Source organism: Paracidovorax cattleyae, assembly GCF_900104515.1.
In the GTDB taxonomy this organism is placed as follows: domain Bacteria; phylum Pseudomonadota; class Gammaproteobacteria; order Burkholderiales; family Burkholderiaceae_C; genus Paracidovorax; species Paracidovorax cattleyae.
The window spans coordinates 67,134-83,507 of sequence record NZ_FNJL01000020.1; the positions used below are offsets into that span (position 1 = coordinate 67,134).

15 protein-coding genes and 1 pseudogene are annotated in these 16,374 nt (G+C 70.4%); 12 read left to right on the forward strand and 4 right to left on the reverse strand.

The window, feature by feature from the left end:
• Position 1 precedes the first annotated feature (1 nt).
• The gene (gene rodA / locus BLR05_RS16500) at positions 2 to 1,162 is read left to right on the forward strand and encodes a rod shape-determining protein RodA (protein ID WP_092836125.1); all 1,161 of its coding nucleotides are present in this window, start codon (positions 2 to 4) and stop codon (positions 1,160 to 1,162) included.
• Positions 1,163 to 1,181: 19 nt separating this feature from the next.
• Here the strand turns inward: rodA and BLR05_RS16505 are convergent, their stop codons facing one another.
• Positions 1,182 to 2,555 carry an amidase gene (locus BLR05_RS16505; RefSeq protein ID WP_092836127.1) on the reverse strand — a complete coding sequence of 458 codons (1,374 nt, stop codon included), beginning with the start codon at positions 2,553 to 2,555 and terminating at the stop codon, positions 1,182 to 1,184.
• Positions 2,556 to 2,730: 175 nt separating this feature from the next.
• Between BLR05_RS16505 and tldD the strand changes: the two genes are divergently transcribed.
• The gene (gene tldD / locus BLR05_RS16510; RefSeq protein WP_092836129.1) at positions 2,731 to 4,191 is read left to right on the forward strand and encodes a metalloprotease TldD; all 1,461 of its coding nucleotides are present in this window, start codon (positions 2,731 to 2,733) and stop codon (positions 4,189 to 4,191) included.
• Positions 4,192 to 4,348: 157 nt separating this feature from the next.
• Here tldD and BLR05_RS16515 read toward each other — a convergent pair whose 3' ends face one another.
• Positions 4,349 to 4,696: a hypothetical protein gene (locus tag BLR05_RS16515; protein WP_225979107.1), complete on the reverse strand. Its 348-nt coding sequence runs from the start codon at positions 4,694 to 4,696 to the stop codon at positions 4,349 to 4,351.
• A gap of 406 nt (positions 4,697 to 5,102) precedes the next feature.
• Here BLR05_RS16515 and BLR05_RS16520 point away from each other — a divergent pair, with 406 nt between their 5' ends.
• The 3 genes from BLR05_RS16520 (at position 5,103) to BLR05_RS16530 (ending at position 7,522) form a co-directional block, all read left to right on the forward strand.
• On the forward strand, positions 5,103 to 5,669 hold the full coding sequence (locus tag BLR05_RS16520) for a hypothetical protein (protein ID WP_092836131.1): 567 nt from the start codon (positions 5,103 to 5,105) through the stop codon (positions 5,667 to 5,669).
• A 275-nt stretch (positions 5,670 to 5,944) separates the two neighbouring features.
• On the forward strand, positions 5,945 to 7,090 hold the full coding sequence (locus BLR05_RS16525; RefSeq protein ID WP_092836133.1) for a 3-deoxy-7-phosphoheptulonate synthase: 1,146 nt from the start codon (positions 5,945 to 5,947) through the stop codon (positions 7,088 to 7,090).
• Between the two features lie 123 nt (positions 7,091 to 7,213).
• Positions 7,214 to 7,522 (forward strand): hypothetical protein, encoded by a 309-nt coding sequence (locus BLR05_RS16530; protein WP_092836135.1) that lies wholly within the window; start codon positions 7,214 to 7,216, stop codon positions 7,520 to 7,522.
• Here BLR05_RS16530 and mpl read toward each other — a convergent pair.
• Positions 7,516 to 8,937, reverse strand: a complete 1,422-nt coding sequence (mpl, locus tag BLR05_RS16535) for a UDP-N-acetylmuramate:L-alanyl-gamma-D-glutamyl-meso-diaminopimelate ligase (RefSeq protein WP_092836137.1) — start codon at positions 8,935 to 8,937, stop codon at positions 7,516 to 7,518. The two genes, BLR05_RS16530 and mpl, sit on opposite strands and share 7 nt — an antisense overlap.
• A 189-nt stretch (positions 8,938 to 9,126) precedes the next feature.
• Between mpl and BLR05_RS16540 the strand changes: the two genes are divergently transcribed.
• The 7 genes from BLR05_RS16540 (at position 9,127) to BLR05_RS16570 (ending at position 16,020) form a co-directional block, all read left to right on the forward strand.
• Positions 9,127 to 9,729, forward strand: coding sequence for a hypothetical protein (locus BLR05_RS16540; RefSeq protein WP_092836139.1), 603 nt, complete (start codon positions 9,127 to 9,129; stop codon positions 9,727 to 9,729).
• A complete protein-coding gene (locus BLR05_RS16545; protein ID WP_092836141.1) occupies positions 9,726 to 10,310 on the forward strand; it encodes a TlpA family protein disulfide reductase in 585 nt (194 codons plus the stop codon). Before BLR05_RS16540 ends, BLR05_RS16545 begins: the two co-directional genes overlap by 4 nt.
• A gap of 109 nt (positions 10,311 to 10,419) precedes the next feature.
• Positions 10,420 to 10,860 carry an acetyl-CoA carboxylase biotin carboxyl carrier protein gene (accB, locus tag BLR05_RS16550; RefSeq protein ID WP_092836143.1) on the forward strand — a complete coding sequence of 147 codons (441 nt, stop codon included), beginning with the start codon at positions 10,420 to 10,422 and terminating at the stop codon, positions 10,858 to 10,860.
• Positions 10,861 to 11,124: 264 nt separating this feature from the next.
• Complete coding sequence (gene accC / locus BLR05_RS16555; protein WP_092836144.1) at positions 11,125 to 12,474, forward strand: acetyl-CoA carboxylase biotin carboxylase subunit; 1,350 nt, start codon at positions 11,125 to 11,127, stop codon at positions 12,472 to 12,474.
• An 88-nt stretch (positions 12,475 to 12,562) separates the two neighbouring features.
• Entirely contained in the window at positions 12,563 to 13,444 is an 882-nt protein-coding gene (gene prmA, locus BLR05_RS16560; RefSeq protein ID WP_092836182.1) for a 50S ribosomal protein L11 methyltransferase, read from the forward strand.
• Between the two features lie 51 nt (positions 13,445 to 13,495).
• On the forward strand, positions 13,496 to 15,031 hold the full coding sequence (locus BLR05_RS16565; protein ID WP_092836145.1) for a DUF3426 domain-containing protein: 1,536 nt from the start codon (positions 13,496 to 13,498) through the stop codon (positions 15,029 to 15,031).
• A 92-nt stretch (positions 15,032 to 15,123) separates the two neighbouring features.
• Entirely contained in the window at positions 15,124 to 16,020 is an 897-nt protein-coding gene (locus BLR05_RS16570) for a carbohydrate kinase family protein (RefSeq protein ID WP_092836146.1), read from the forward strand.
• 82 nt (positions 16,021 to 16,102) lie between these two features.
• Here BLR05_RS16570 and BLR05_RS25990 read toward each other — a convergent pair.
• Positions 16,103 to 16,374 (reverse strand): annotated as a pseudogene (locus BLR05_RS25990) (histone); the annotation flags it as partial.

Sequence of the window (16,374 nt, forward strand, 5' to 3'; positions counted from 1 at the left end):
CATGTCCGCCGTTTTCGACAAGCCTTCCCTGCCGCAGCGCATCCTGCCCCTGTTCCGGGGCTTCGACTGGCCGCTCATCGCGGTGCTGCTGCTGCTGTCGTCGATCGGGTTGTTGGCCATGTATTCCTCGGGCTACGACCACGGCACCCGCTTCTACGACCACGGCCGCAACATGATCCTGGCGGCGGGCATTCTCTTCGCCGTCGCGCAGATTCCCCCGCAGCGGCTCATGACCCTCGCCGTCCCGCTCTACGCGGCGGGCGTCGCCCTGCTGGTGGCGGTGGCGATGTTCGGCATCATCAAGAAGGGCGCCCAGCGCTGGATCAACGTGGGCATCGTGATCCAGCCGAGCGAGATCCTCAAGATCGCCATGCCGCTGATGCTGGCCTGGTGGTTCCAGAAGCGCGAGGGGCAGCTGCGCCCGCTGGATTTCGCGGTGGCCGGCGTGCTGCTCGCCGTGCCCGTGGGCCTCATCATGAAGCAGCCCGACCTGGGCACCTCGCTGCTGGTGCTGGCCGCCGGGCTGTCGGTCATCTTCTTCGCGGGACTGCCCTGGAAGCTGGTGCTGCCCCCGGTGATCCTGGGCGGCATCGGCATCGCCCTCATCGTGTGGTTCGAGCCGCAGCTCTGCGCGGACGGCATGCGTTGGCCGGTACTGCACGACTACCAGCAGCAGCGCATCTGCACCCTGCTCGATCCCACGCGCGATCCGCTGGGCAAGGGCTTCCACATCATCCAGGGCATGATCGCCATCGGCTCGGGCGGTGTCTGGGGCAAGGGCTTCATGGCCGGCACGCAGACCCACCTGGAATTCATTCCCGAACGCACCACCGACTTCATCTTCGCGGCCTATTCCGAGGAGTTCGGCCTGGTGGGCAACCTGTTCCTGATCGTCTGCCTGCTGCTGCTCGTCTGGCGCGGGCTGGCCATCGCGCTGGGCGCGACCACGCTCTTCGCGCGGCTGATGGCCGGCGCCGTGTCGATGATCTTCTTCACCTACGCCTTCGTGAACATGGGCATGGTGAGCGGCATCCTGCCCGTGGTGGGCGTGCCGCTGCCCTTCGTGAGCTACGGCGGCACCGCCATGGTCACGCTGGGGCTGGCACTGGGCGTGCTTATGTCCATCGCCCGCGCGCAGCGGCAGCCGCTGGCCCCGGCCTGAGGCTGGCGGCCCGCCGCCCTCAGTCCGCGCGCAGGCAGGCCTCCACGGCGCGGCCCGCCTGCAGGATGCGGGCATCCGCGCCGTGCAGCCCTGTCACCGACAGTCCCACCGGCAGTTCGCCCGGGGCCTCGCAGGGCAGCGACAGCGCGCAGCCGTCCAGGAAGTTGACCACCGACGTATTGCGCAGCACCAGGGCGTTGGTGGCGAAGAAGCGGGCGTCGTCCTGCTCCAGCGGTTCGCGCAGCGGCGCGCGCACCGCCACCGTGGGCATCAGCCAGGCGTCCAGGTGGCCCAGGCGCTCTTGCGCAGCGGCCTGCAGCCGGGCGCGGGCGTCCTGCACATCGATGTAGTCCGCGGCCAGGATGGCTTCCCCCCGGCGGGTGCGCTGCGCCACGCGCGGGTCGTAGCGGGCCGACACGGAGGCGTCCACGAGGCGCGTGCGGTGCACCTGCCAGGCCTCCGCCGCGATGAGCCCGCCCGCCGCGTTGATGCGCGGCAGCGCGTGCAGCTCAGGAAAGGCCACCCGTTCGATGCGGGCCCCCGCCGCGGAAAGCCGGCGCAGAGCGCTCTCGAACGCGGCGGCCACCTCGGGCTCCAGGCCGTCCATCACGAGATCCTGCACCACCCCCATCCGCATCCCGGCCAGCGGCCAGGCGCCGGCAGGGGCAGCGTCGCCTCCCTCCCCGGACAGCACCGCGTCCAGGATCGCGCAGCAATCCACGCTGCGCGCCAGCGGACCGATGGAGTCGAGGCTGCGCGAGAGCGGGTAGGCCCCCGCGAGCGGCACCCGGTGCGCCGTCGGCTTGAAGCCCGTGAGCCCGCAGAACGCCGACGGAATGCGGATGGAGCCGCCCGTGTCCGTGCCCAGCGCGGCGGCGGCCAGGTCCAGTGCCACGGTGGCCGCCGCTCCGGAACTGGAACCGCCCGTGACCCGGCCGGCGTCCTGAGGATGCGCCGGCGTGCCATGGTGGGGGTTGAGTCCCAGGCCGGAAAAGGCGAACTCGCTCATGTTGGTGCGGCCCAGCAGGATGGCCCCTGCGGCGCGCAGCCGGGCCACGGCGATCGCGTCATGCGCGGCAGGGGCGGCGTCCGCCAGCACGGCAGAGCCGGCACGCGTCACCTGCCCGCGCACGTCGAACAGGTCCTTGACCGATACCGGCAGGCCGGCGAGCGGGGACGGCATGTGGCCCGCGGCCCGGGCCAGGTCGCTCGCCCGGGCCGCCAGCCGTGCAGCCAGCGCGTCCACCTCGCCGACATAGGCGGCGCCTCCGCCGGCACGGTGCGCCGCGATGCGCTCCAGCGCCGCTTCCACCAGGGCCTCGCTCGTCGTGGCGCCCTCGGCCAGGGAGCGGGCGAGTTCGCGGATCGTGGGAAGGGTGGGGCGGTCGGACATGGGCGGCGGTCTCCTGGGCTGGGCCGGTGGGATGAAGCGGGAATCGGGGACAAGACGGACCGTGCATTCTTGCAGGCCGGTGCCGCACCCTGGACAGGCTCCGAGAGGCCACGACGGCATGCGGGGTGTGGAGCTGCCGCGGACGGGTGGCGGCGGGCCCTTCTAGAATCCCCGCATGATCTCCCGCGAACCGACCATCGAACGCCTGTCCGTTGCCCGCCAGCTGCTGCTGGAACCCTTCGGGCTGGACGAAACCCACCTGGCGCGCGCGCTGTCGGACATCCGGGCCCACCGGGTGGACGACGCCGACCTCTACTTCCAGTACACCCGCAGCGAGGGCTGGAGCCTGGAGGAGGGTATCGTCAAGACCGGCTCCTTCAGCATCGACCAGGGCGTGGGCGTGCGGGCCGTAAGCGGCGAGAAGACGGCGTTCGCCTATTCGGACGACATCTCCGAGGCCTCGCTGCGCGACGCGGCGCACACGGTCCGCTCCATCGCCGCGGCGGCGCAGCAGGGCCGCGCGAAGGTCGCCACCCGCAAGGTCGCGGCCAGCCGCTCCCTCTATCCCGACCTGGACCCGATCGCCACACTTGACAGCACGGCCAAGGTGGCTCTGCTCGAAAAGGTGGAGCAGCGCGCCCGCGCCAAGGACACGCGCGTGGCGCAGGTCATGGCCGGCCTGGCGAGTGAGTACGACGTGGTGCTGGTGGCGCGCGCCGACGGCACGCTCGCGGCCGACGTGCGCCCGCTGGTGCGGCTGTCCCTGACGGTGATCGCCGAGCAGGGCGGCCGCCGCGAGATGGGCTCCGCCGGCGGCGGCGGCCGCTTCGGCCTGGCCTACTTCGACGACGAGCAGATCGGCCGCTACGTGGACGAGGCCGTGAACGCAGCCCTGGTCAACCTGGAGGCTCGCCCGGCGCCCGCCGGCGAGATGACCGTGGTGCTCGGTCCCGGCTGGCCCGGCATCCTGCTGCACGAGGCCATCGGCCACGGCCTGGAGGGTGACTTCAACCGCAAGGGCTCCAGCGCGTTCAGCGGGCGCATCGGCCAGCGCGTGGCCGCCAAGGGCGTGACGGTGCTCGACGACGGCACCATCGCCGACCGCCGCGGTTCGCTCAACGTGGACGACGAAGGCCATGCCAGCCAGCGCAACGTGCTCATCGAGGACGGCATCCTCAAGGGCTACATCCAGGATTCGCTCAACGCCCGCCTGATGGGGGTGACCCCGACGGGCAACGGCCGCCGTGAAAGCTACGCCCACATCCCCATGCCCCGCATGACCAACACCTACATGCTGGGCGGCGACAAGGACCCGGCCGAGATCGTGGCCAGCATCCAGCGCGGCCTCTACGCCACCAACTTCGGCGGCGGCCAGGTGGACATCACGAGCGGCAAGTTCGTGTTCTCCGCCAGCGAGGCCTACTGGGTGGAAAACGGCAAGATCGTCTACCCCGTCAAGGGCGCCACCATCGTCGGCAGCGGCCCGGAATCCCTCAAGCGCGTGAGCTTGATCGGCAACGACATGGCGCTCGACAGCGGCGTGGGCACCTGCGGCAAGGAAGGCCAGAGCGTGCCGGTGGGCGTGGGCCAGCCCACGCTGCGCATCGACGGCCTGACCGTCGGCGGAACGGCCTGAGGCTCGGGCCCTTCCCGGTGCGCACGGCGCGTGCCGGAAACGAACCAGCCCGGCTTGGCGCGGGCCTGGTCGTAGGTCTACTTGCCGGTGCGCGCCACGATGATGTTCACCAGCGCTTCCTTGTCCGCCGCGTTCAGCACCCGCTTGCCGCGCTGCATCACGCCGGCCAGCCAGTCATTCGCATCCATGTCGGCGGTCTGCGGGGCCTGTGCCGCGCTGCGAAACAGCTTTTCGAGCTCGGCCTGCAGGCTGCCACGAAACCACCGACGGCGATGGCCGGCAGTGTCGTCACCCCGGCCCAGACACCCGCGCCCACGCCGAAGCCGCTGAAAGGATTGCGATCGCCCAGGGGGTCGATCGCCGAGGCGCCGATGGCCGTGCCCAGCACGGACAGCACGAGATAGACGATCAGCGAAAGGACGAGGCCGGCGAAGACTGCGCCCCAGGAGACGGTGGGTGCCCAGGGGCGCTCCTCGTGGATGACGAAGGCGGTATGGACGGACATGGCAGCTCCTCAAGCAGGTATGCCCGGTGCCGGGCACCGCGGCGATGGCGACTCGGCGGCCACGCTGTCACCGTGTCGCACCGTGATCCGCGGCTTCGGCACCGGATGCTGTCGAGCTCAGGAAGGGCCTGTAAGCATTCGCGTCTCCCGATACACTGTGCAACGGCAGGACGGCGCCGTATGGAAGAGCCGGGCTCCCGCGCGCCCTGGCGCCGCGAGGCGTAGTGCCGTTCCGTTTTCCAGCACGCCCGGGCGCCACAGTCTTGCTACATTGGGTCCATGTCCCAAGGCTTCTGCCACTTGCGCCCTGCGCACTCCCTTGGCCCCCGCGCATGCGGCGGGGAGGGCGCGGTCGTGGCCGATGCCGGCCCGGCCACGCAACGCTGACGCATCGCCCTGGTGCCGCATGGCGACGCATCCCGCCCCGCTTCCCAGCAGCCTGCAGACCTTCGGCGACATCAGCCGCTGGCTGCGCGAGAGCGTGGCGGACGAGGACTCCCTGCAGTTCCGGGAGGCCGTAACGGCGCTGTCGACGCGGGTCGAGGCGGCGGTGCAGATCCGCCGCGCCCGGCAGGTCGATCCGCAGGCCGTGCTCGAGTGCGCCGGCCAGTTGCTGAACGAGGCGCGCGCGCACCAGCTGTTCCTCTCCGGCCTCGGGTCCGCATGGCATGCCCTGTACGAATTCGGTGCCTACGAAAGCGCGCTGCGCCAGCTGATCCGCAGCACCGCGGCCTGGCAGGAGGCGCTGCAGCGGCGCAGCCGCAACGAGGCGCAGCGCTTCCATGCGTTCGAAGGGGATGCCTGGAGGGCCCTGGGCGAGGCCGTGCTCGCCATCGACCTGTACCAGCAGGGCGGCGTGGGCCCGAGCGAGATCCAGGACATGCTCGCCAGCAGCCCCATGTCCCCGCCCGCGCACGGCTGGTGGTCGCGCCTCGCGATCTGGCTGGGCCGCCGGCGCGGCGCGGCGCGCTGAGCGGCACCGCGCGGCCGCCACCCGTGCATGTCGCCGATGCGCAACGCGCCGCGACGCCCTGCCGCGCCGGGGAAAAGAGTGCTACATTGGCTCCCATGCTTATTCGCAGCGCGTTTTACTTTTGGTCCTTTTGGTTCTCTGTCCCTGGCGGATGAGAGGTTAGCGCGCAGCCACCCCTGAAAGCACCTACCCCCCGAAGACCGCCGAAGCTGAAAAGCCCGGCGGTTTTTTGTTTTCCAGCCCCCCTCTTCGAACCACCTCACGAGGAAGCAGCCATGACGGCCCCTGTCCACTCCGCACCCTCCTCCAGCGATGCCTGGTACCGCCACGTCGAGAAAACCAGCGAGACCGACGACGAACGTATCAAGGACATCACCGTGCTGCCCCCTCCCGAACACCTGATCCGCTTCTTCCCCATCCGGGGTACCGCGATCGAGACGCTTATCTCGCGCACGCGGCACCGCATCCAGGACATCATGGCCCGCCGCGACGACCGGCTGCTGGTGGTGATCGGCCCCTGCTCCATCCACGATCCCGCGGCCGCCCTGGAATACGCACGCCGGCTGCAGTCGGTGCGGACGCAGTACGCCGACACCCTCGAGATCGTGATGCGGGTCTATTTCGAGAAGCCGCGCACCACGGTGGGCTGGAAGGGGCTGATCAACGACCCGTACCTGGACGAGAGCTACCGCATCGACGAGGGCCTGCGCATCGCGCGCCAGCTGCTCATCGACATCAACCGCATGGGTGTGCCGGCCGGCAGCGAGTTCCTGGACGTGATCTCCCCGCAATACATCGGCGACCTCATCAGCTGGGGCGCCATCGGCGCGCGCACCACCGAGAGCCAGGTGCACCGCGAGTTGGCCTCGGGCCTGTCGGCGCCCATCGGCTTCAAGAACGGCACGGACGGCAACATCCGCATCGCCACCGACGCCATCCAGTCAGCGAGCCGGGGCCATCACTTCCTCTCCGTGCACAAGAACGGGCAGGTCGCCATCGTCAACACGCACGGCAACCGCGACTGCCACGTCATCCTGCGCGGCGGCAAGGCCCCCAACTACGATGCGGACAGCGTGGCCGCAGCCTGCAGGGACCTCGAGGCCGCCAAGCTGCCGCCGACCCTCATGGTGGACTGCAGCCATGCCAACAGCAGCAAGCAGCACGAGCGCCAGCGCGACGTCGCGCGCGACATCGCCGGGCAGATCGCCGGCGGCTCCTGCAGCATCTTCGGCGTGATGGTCGAGAGCCATCTCGTGGCCGGCGCGCAGAAGTTCACGCCGGGCAAGGACGATGCCTGCGCGCTGGAATACGGCAAGAGCATCACCGATGCCTGCCTCGGATGGGAAGACTCCCTGGGCACGCTGCAGGAGCTGTCGGACGCCGTGCAGGCGCGCCGCGCGGCCTTCGCCATGGCGGCCTGACCCGCTTCCTGCCGGTCCGCGCGACCCCCGGGTTTACCGGGAGGGCGCGGCGGTTGCACAGGCGCGAGGCCGGCGTGTAAGCTTTTCGCCATCCCTCCATTCACCGGCACAAAGGCTTTTCCCATGCGCAGCGAAGTCACCGTCCTCCTCGGGCCCGGCCAGGAATTCCGCTTCGACCTCGAAGGCGAGGCGCCCATGGCCCACGAGATCGCGCGCCGCTGGCTCGACGAGGAGTTCATCCGCCTGGAATGCGAGCCGCTGCGCGCCAGCGGCAAGGTGCTGACGGCCGACAAGGTGCTGGTCGTCGCCCAGGCCGCAGGCCCGGCGCTGCTGGCACAGGAGTGGGGCCTCCGGTTCGCCGCGGCGGCGTCCGCGGCGCTGGCCCGGCCGGTGGTGCGCGTCGATCTGCCGGCGATGGCGATCAGCTACTGACCGGCGCGCTCCGCCAGGGCGCCCAGCAGCCGGGCGTGGATGCCGCCGAAGCTGCCATTGCTCATGCAGACCACATGGTCGCCCGGCCGCGCCGCCGCGGCGATCCGTTCCACCAGGGTGGCGATATCGCCCGCCGTGCAGGCCCTGCTCCCCAGCGGGGCAAGGGCCTCGGCCGCATCCCAGTCCAGTCCCGCCGTATGGCAGAAGGCGAGGTCCGCGGCTTCCAGCGCCCAGGGCAGCTGCGACTTCATCGTGCCGAGCTTCATCGTGTTGCTGCGGGGCTCGAAGGCCGCAAGGATGCGTGCATCCGGCCCGACACGGCGGCGCAGCCCGTCCAGCGTGGTGCGCAGCGCCGTGGGATGGTGGGCGAAATCGTCATATACCGCGACGCCGCCGGCCGTGCCGCGCAGTTCCATGCGCCGCTTGACGTTGCGGAATCGGCCCAGCGCCGCCGCAGCCTCGGCGGGCGCCACGCCCACATGGTCCGCGGCCGCGATCGCCGCCAGCGCGTTGAGCTGGTTGTGCACGCCGCTCAGCGCCCACTCCACGCGGCCGACGGCCTGGCCGCCGCGCAGCACGTCGAAGGCCTGTGGTTCGCCGCGCGCCATGAAATCGCTCACCGCCGCGCCGAAGCTGGCCACGCCGCTCCAGCAGCCCTGGTGCAGCACCCGCGCCAGGCTTTCCTCCAGCCCGTTGAACACCACCCGGCCCGAGGGCGGCACCGTGCGCACGAGGTGGTGGAACTGCCGCTCGATCGCGGCCAGGTCGTCGAAGATGTCGGCGTGGTCGAACTCGAGGTTGTTCAGCACCGCGGTGCGCGGACGGTAGTGGACGAACTTGCTGCGCTTGTCGAAGAAGGCCGTGTCGTACTCGTCGGCCTCGATCACGAAGAGCGGTGCGCCGCCGGCCGGGCCGTCCTGCGCCACCGGCCGCTGCGCCGCGCCCAGCCGGGCGGAGACACCGAAATCCAGGGGAACGCCCCCGACCAGGAAGCCGGGCTGCAGGCCCGCGCATTCGAGGACCCAGGCCAGCATGGAGGTGGTCGTGGTCTTGCCGTGCGTGCCCGCCACCGCCAGCACGTGGCGCCCCTGCAGCACGTGCTCGGCCAGCCACTGCGGGCCGCTCGTATAGGGGGCGCCCGCGTCCAGGATGGCTTCCATCAGCGGGAACTTGGGGCTGCCGTCGGGAAGCCGCGCGCGGCTCACGACGTTGCCCACCACGAACATGTCCGGTACCAGGTCCAGCTGTTCGGCGCCATAACCCTCGATCAGTTCGATGCCCAGCGCGCGCAGCTGGTCGCTCATCGGCGGATACACCCCGGCATCGCAGCCCGTGACCTTGTGGCCCGCCTCCCGCGCCAGCGCGGCCAGGCCTCCCATGAACGTTCCGCAAATGCCCAGAATGTGAATATGCATGGGCGGCGATTCTAAGGTTCGGCCACCATGCTCCGGCAGGCGGGTCATCGATGCTATATATTCAATAGCGTTTGACGGGCACTGAGAGGGCTCCGTGTCAATACCCCGCGCCAGGCGGGCGCATTGCGTCCCCCGTCGCCCCACCATCGGGCCACAATGCGGGTATTCCCTCCCGACCGAGATGCCGCCATGTCCAACGCCCTCGCCACCGAGATCGCCAATGCCGCAGCCCGTTTCGTCGTCGAGGAGGGGCTCGAATGGGGCCCGGCCAAGCGCCGGGCCGTCCGGCAGCTGGGCCTGCCCGCCCGCACCGCGCTGCCCGACAACGACCTCGTGGAAGACGCCGTGCGCGAGTACATCGGCCTCTTTTGCGCGGACACCCAGCCGGCCGAGCTGCGTGCGCTGCGCGAGCTGGCCCTGGTCTGGATGGAGCGCATGGCGGAATTCCGCCCGCACCTGGGCGGGGCGGTCTGGTACGGCACGGCCACCCGGCTGTCGGACATCTACCTGCAGCTCTTCTGCGACGACTGCAAGTCCGCGGAGATCGCCCTGATCGACCACCACGTGGATTACGAACCCCGCACGGTCACGGGCTTCCATGGCGAGTCGGTGGAGGCGCTCAGCCTCTCCAGCCTGGCCCCCGGCCTGGGCGAGACCGTCGGCGTGCACCTGCTTGTCTATGATCTGGACGACCTGCGCGGCGCATTGCGCCCCGATGCGCGCGGGCGCGTGCCCCGGGGCGATGCCCGGGCCGTGCGCAGGCTGCTGGACAACGAGGACACTTCCGAATGACCGATCCCATCCCGGCGGCCCCGGCCGTTGCTTCCGATGCCGCCCCGGCAAGCCGGCCGCGGCGCCATGCCCTGTATGCCGCCGCTGCGGCCGTGGCCGCAGCGGGCGGCGCCGGCCTGGCATGGTGGCGCTTGCAGCCGCACGCCACGGTGTCGGGGGCCGAGGCCGCCCTCTGGGGCATGCGCTTCGACGCACCGCAGTCCGGAGGCGCGGCGCTGGACATGCAGGCTTTCCGCGGCCGGCCGCTCGTGGTGAATTTCTGGGCAACCTGGTGCCCGCCGTGCGTGGAGGAGCTGCCCATGCTCAACACCTTCTACCGCGCGCAGCGCGACAAGGGATGGCAGGTGGTCGGGCTCGCGATCGACCAGCCGTCGGCGGTGCGCCAGTTCCTGGCCCGGGTGCCACTCGACTTTCCCGTCGGCCTCGCGGGCCTGCAGGGCACCGACCTCGGCCGCAGCCTCGGCAACCTGGCTGGCGGGCTTCCGTTCACCGTCCTGTTGGGAGCAGATGGCACCATCATGCACCGTAAAATGGGACAGATCACGGCCGATGACCTCCGCCAGTGGGCTACGCTGGGGTGATTTCAGTGCAACCCATTCGTAGATGATGGAATTTGCGCTCGGATAGGGGTCGAAACGGTCAAATTGGGGTAAATTCGCGCCCTATTTCGTTTTAGGCGTTGGAGTCCCCATGGATTTGCGAAAACTCAAGACCTTGATTGACCTCGTGTCCGAGTCGAACGTTTCGGAGCTCGAGATTACCGAGGCGGAAGGCAAGGTCCGCATCGTCAAGAGCGGCGGCGCTGTCGTCCAGCAATTCGTGGCAGCCCCGGCTCCGGCCCCCGTCGCGGCTCCCGCTGCCGCACCGGCGCCCGTCGCCGAGCTGCCCGCGCCCGCCGGCCACATCGTCAAGTCGCCCATGGTGGGCACGTTCTACCGCGCCTCCAGCCCTGGTGCCAAGGCATTCGTCGAGGTGGGCAGCCAGGTCAAGGAAGGCGACACCATCTGCATCATCGAGGCGATGAAGATCCTCAACGAGATCGAGGCCGACAAGTCCGGCACGGTCACGCGCATCCTCGGCGAGAACGGCCAGGCAGTGGAATACGGGCAACCGCTGTTCGTCATCGAGTAAGCCTCGCTGCTTGCCGCAGACGCAGAACTGCAGCGAACCAGGAAATTCATGTTCAAAAAGATCCTTGTCGCCAATCGCGGCGTGCTTGCCGCAGGCAAGGCGAAGCAAAGCGCCCAGGCACGCGCCAGCGTGCGGCGATGAGCCGCGAGAAAGCCTATGTTCAAAAAGATCCTTGTCGCCAATCGCGGCGTTCTTGCCACAGGCAAGGCGAAGCAAAGCGCCCAGGCACGCGCCAGCGTGCGGCGATGAGCCGCGAGAAAGCCTATGTTCAAAAAGATCCTTGTCGCCAATCGCGGCGAAATCGCCCTGCGCATCCAGCGCGCCTGCCATGAGCTGGGCGTGAAGGCCGTCATGGTGTATTCCGAGGCCGACCGCGACGCGAAGTACGTCAAGCTGGCCGAGGAGGCCGTGTGCATCGGCCCCGCGCCCTCGCCGCTGTCCTATCTCAACATGCCGGCGATCATCTCGGCCGCCGAGGTGACCGACGCCGAGGCGATCCACCCCGGCTATGGCTTCCTGTCCGAGAACGCCGACTTCGCCGAGCGCGTGGAAAAGAGCGGCTTCCAGTTCATCGGCCCCACGCCCGAGTCCATCCGCACGATGGGCGACAAGGTGTCGGCCAAGCAGGCCATGATCCGCGCGGGCGTGCCCTGCGTGCCGGGGTCGGACGGCGAGCTGCCCGACGATCCGGTGCAGATCCGCCGCATCGCCCGCACGGTCGGCTACCCCGTCATCATCAAGGCGGCGGGCGGCGGCGGCGGGCGCGGCATGCGCGTGGTGCACACCGAGGCCGCGCTGGTGAACGCCGTGCAGATGACCAAGGCCGAGGCGCAGGCCGCGTTCGGCAACCCGGCCGTGTACATGGAGAAGTTCCTCCAGAACCCGCGCCACATCGAAATCCAGATCCTGGCGGACAAGTTCCGCAACGCGGTCTATCTGGGCGAGCGCGACTGTTCCATGCAGCGCCGCCACCAGAAGGTGATCGAGGAAGCGCCGGCGCCCGGCATCCCGCGCAAGCTGATCGAGAAGATCGGCGAGCGCTGCGTGGCAGCGTGCAAGAAGATCGGCTACCGCGGCGCGGGCACGTTCGAGTTCCTCTACGAGAACGGCGAGTTCTACTTCATCGAGATGAACACGCGCGTGCAGGTGGAGCATCCGGTGACGGAGTGGATCACGGGCGTGGACATCGTGAAGACGCAGATCATGGTCGCCGCGGGCGAGAAGCTGCCCTTCACCCAGCGCCAGATCGAAATCCGAGGCCACGCCATCGAATGCCGCGTGAACGCCGAGGACGCCTACAAGTTCACCCCGTCGCCCGGCCGCATCACCATGTGGCACGCGCCGGGCGGCCCGGGGGTGCGCGTGGATTCGCACGCCTACACCAACTACTACGTGCCGCCCAACTACGACTCCATGATCGGCAAGATCATCGTGCACGGCGACACGCGAGAGCAGGCCCTGGCCCGCATGCGCACGGCCCTGTCCGAGACCGTGATCGAGGGCATCCACACCAACATCCCGCTGCACCGCGAGCTGATGGTGGATGCCAAGTTCGTCGCCGGGGGCACGAACATCCATTACCTGGAAGAGTGGCTGGGGGCGCACAAGCGCTGACCGGCACCGGCCCGCCGCCGGTCACTCGCATGCTGGCTGCCCGGAAACGGGGGGCCAGCATCGTCGTTTCTGCAGGAGATTGATGTCCATGTATGAGCTGAGCCTGTTGTGCCCCGAAGGGCGGATCGAAGCCGTGGGCGAAGCCCTCGAAGCCCTGGATGCCCTGAGCGTGTCGGTCGAGGATGCCGATGCGCAGACCGAGGCGGAGCAGGCCCTCTTCGGAGAGCCCGGGATGCCGCCGCCGCGCGACGGCTGGCAGCGCAGCCGGGTGGTGGCGCTGTTTCCCACGCAGGAGGCGGCCGGGGAGGCGCGCGCGCTGCTGGAGGTGCAGGACTTCTTCGGCGGCTGCCGCGTCCTGGGCCTGGCCGAGGTGCCCGACCAGGACTGGGTGCGCCTGACCCAGTCGCAGTTCGCCCCGGTGGAGATCACGCCCGAATTCTGGATCGTGCCCACCTGGCACGAGCTGCCCGAGCAGGCGACGCGCCACATCCGCCTGGACCCGGGCCTCGCATTCGGCACCGGCACGCATCCGACCACGCGCATGTGCCTGCGCTGGATCGCCCGGCACGGCGGCGGCTTCGGCCGGGTGCTGGACTATGGCTGCGGCTCGGGCATCCTCGCGATCGGGGCCGCCAAGTTCGGCGCCGCCGACATCGACGCCGTGGACATCGATCCCGCCGCCGTGGAATCGACGCGGCTCAATGCCGAGGCCAACGGCGTGGCCCTGAAGTCCGGCCTGCCCGAGGCCGCGCAGGGCCGCTACGGCACGGTGCTGGCGAACATCCTCGCGACGCCGCTCAAGGTGCTGGCGCCGCTGCTGTGCGCCCATGTCGATGCGGGAGGGCACCTGGTGCTCGCGGGCATCCTGGAGCGCCAGGCCGAGGAACTGCGCGAGGCCTATGCCCCCTGGCTTCCTTTGCAGGTGAGCGATGCCGAGGACGGCTGGATCCTGATGACCGCCGCGCGCTGAGGCGACGGCGCCGGCAGGGCGGCGCAGGGCGCCCCCTACAATTCCGAGTCGATGAGCCAGATCACCCGCTGCCCCGCCTGTGGCACGACCTTCAAGGTCGTCGCGGACCAGTTGCGCATTTCCGAAGGCTGGGTCCGGTGCGGGCAGTGCAAGGAGGTGTTCGACGCTTCCGCGAATCTCCTGTCCGGGCCGGCGCGGCCCGCGGAACTGTTGCCGCCCATGGCGTTGCCGGGAAGTGCGCCCGTCCCCGTTCCGGCACCTCCTGCTGCCCGGGCCGCCGCGCCGGCCCCCGCTGCGGTGCCCGGCCCGGCCGCGGCGGTGGCGCAAGACCCGGCCCCTGTCTCTTTCCCGGCGGGGCCGGATGCCATGCCGGGGGGGGCACCGGCCGCCGTGCCGGCTTTCCTGTCGGCGCGAGGCGCCTCTGCGGGTGCCCAGGGCGAGGATCCCGGCTGGAGCCTCGAGCCGCTGTCGCCCATGGCGTGGCGCGTGCGCGCGCCTGCCGCGCCGCCACGGCCGGACCCCGGGCCCGCCCAGGCGCCAGCGCCGGCATCAGCACCGGCTGGGCCGCACGCCGCTGCCGAGGAGGCTGCCAGCGAGCCCGGCCCTGCCGGCGCCACCCCGCCCAGGCCCCCGGCCGCCTCGCCCGCGCCGCAGGAGCCCGACTCGGGCGGCTACGAACTGCCTTTTGCCGAACTGCGCGATTCCGGATGGCCCGACGATGACGGGCAGGACGCCGAGGGCGCCCTGTCGCCGCAGGGCGGCATGCCCCTGCCCGGGCGCATGGAGGCCGCCTCCGTGCCCGCTCCTGCGGTGCAGGAAGAGGAGGAGTCGCTGGACGATGCGGCGGAGCAGGCCGTCGCCCGGGAGCTGGCACACGAGGGCATCGATACGGACACCGACCCGGTGGATATCGCCACCCAGGCGATGCCGCTGCCCGAGCCTGCCATGCCGGCCGTGGCGCCGCCGTCCCCGCCCTCGGTATGGCGCTCCGCGCGTGCGCCGGCGCCCAGCCGGGGCGCCGAGGGCGGCGACGATGACGATCCGGACGAGGACGGGACGCAGGCCTCCGGCGAGCCGGGCTTCATGCGGGCGGCGCGGCGCAGGGCGTGGTGGCGCAGGCCCGCGGTGCGCATCGCGCTGGGCCTGGCCGGCGTGCTGCTGCTGGGGGCGCTGCTGCTGCAGGTCGGCCTGCAGGAGCGGGACCGGCTGGCTGCGCAGCATCCCGCGCTGCGGCCGCTGCTGCAGGTGCTGTGCGCTCCGCTGCAGTGCCGCATCGCTCCGCCCCGGCGCATCGCCGACGTGGTCATCGACAGCTCCTCCTTCAACAAGGCGCGCGGGGACGGCTACCTGCTCGCGCTCACCATCCGCAGCCGCGCGGATTACCCCGTGGCCATGCCCGCGCTGGAGCTGACCCTCACCGATGCGCAGGAGCAGCCCGTCCTGCGGCGCGTGCTGCTGCCGCAGGACCTCTCGGCCCCCGCGGAACTGCCCGCCCACGGCGAGTGGGGCGGCGCATGGCCGGTGAACGTGGGGGCGGCCGGCAACGCGCGCGTGGCGGGTTACCGGCTGCTGGCCTTCTACCCCTGAAGCCGGGCCCTGCCGTCCGCCTGCATGGTCCGCACCGTATTCGCGCCTCCTTCCATTTCTTTTTACCTTCCATCCCTATCGACAGGATTCCTATGGCTGCCCTGATTTGCGGTTCCCTGGCCTTTGACACCATCATGACCTTCGAGGGGCGCTTCGCCGAGCAGATCCTGCCCGACCAACTGCACATCCTCAACGTGTCGTTCCTCGTGCCGTCGCTGCGGCGGGACTTCGGCGGCTGCGCGGGCAACATCGCCTACAGCCTCCAGCTGCTGGGCGGCCATCCCGTGCCCATGGCGATGCTGGGCAGCGACGGCGGCGACTACCTGCAGCGCCTGCAGGACCTCGGCATCGATACGCGCCACGTGGGCCGGATGGACGAGACCTATACCGCGCAGGCGCTCATCATGACCGACCGCGACAACAACCAGATCACGGCCTTCCATCCAGGCGCGATGATGCTCGCGCACCGGTCGCGCATCACCGCGGAACCCGACCTGCGCCTGGGCATCATCGCCCCGGACGGCCGCGATGCCATGATCGAGCACGCGGCGCAGTTCGAGGCCGCGGGCATCCCGTTCGTCTTCGACCCAGGCCAGGGCCTGCCGATGTTCGGCGGCGAGGAGCTCGCGCGCTTCATCGGCCAGGCCAGCTGGGTGACCGTGAACGACTACGAAGGCCGCATGCTGTGCGAGCGCACGGGCTGGAGCCTCGCGGAGATCTCGCGCAAAGTGCGCGGCCTGGTGGTCACTCTCGGCGCGGACGGCTGCGACGTCTGGGAAGACGGTGTGGCCACGCGCGTGCCGCCCGTGCAGCCGGCCAGCGTGGTGGACCCCACGGGCTGCGGCGATGCATGGCGTGGCGCGCTGCTCTTCGGTCTGGAGCAGGGCTGGCCGCTCGCACGCTGCGCGGCGCTGGGCAACCGCCTGGGGGCGCTCAAGATCGCGCAGCGCGGGCCGCAGAACTATCAGCTCGATTTCGCGCCCGCCTGAGGCCGCGCAGGCATAAAAAAACCCGGTGCATGCACCGGGTGGGGCCAGCCCCGTGGACGGGGCGGCGGGCCGCTGTGGTCGCTCAGGGCTTGGTGCCCGTCGGGAAAGGCCATGCGGCCTGCGGGTTCAGCGTGGTCTGTGCTGCGGGCGCAGGCGCAGGGGCAGAGGCCTTGGAGGCCGCCTTTTTCGGAGCAGCCTTCTTCGGTGCGGCGGACTTGGTGGTGCCGCTGGCCTTCTTGGCAGGCGCTGCTGCGGCCTTCTTCGCCGGAGTGGCTGCCTTCTTGGCGGGAGCTGCAGCCTTCTTTGCCGGTGCAGCGGCCTTCTTCGCCGGAGCGGCTGCCTTCTTGGCGGGGG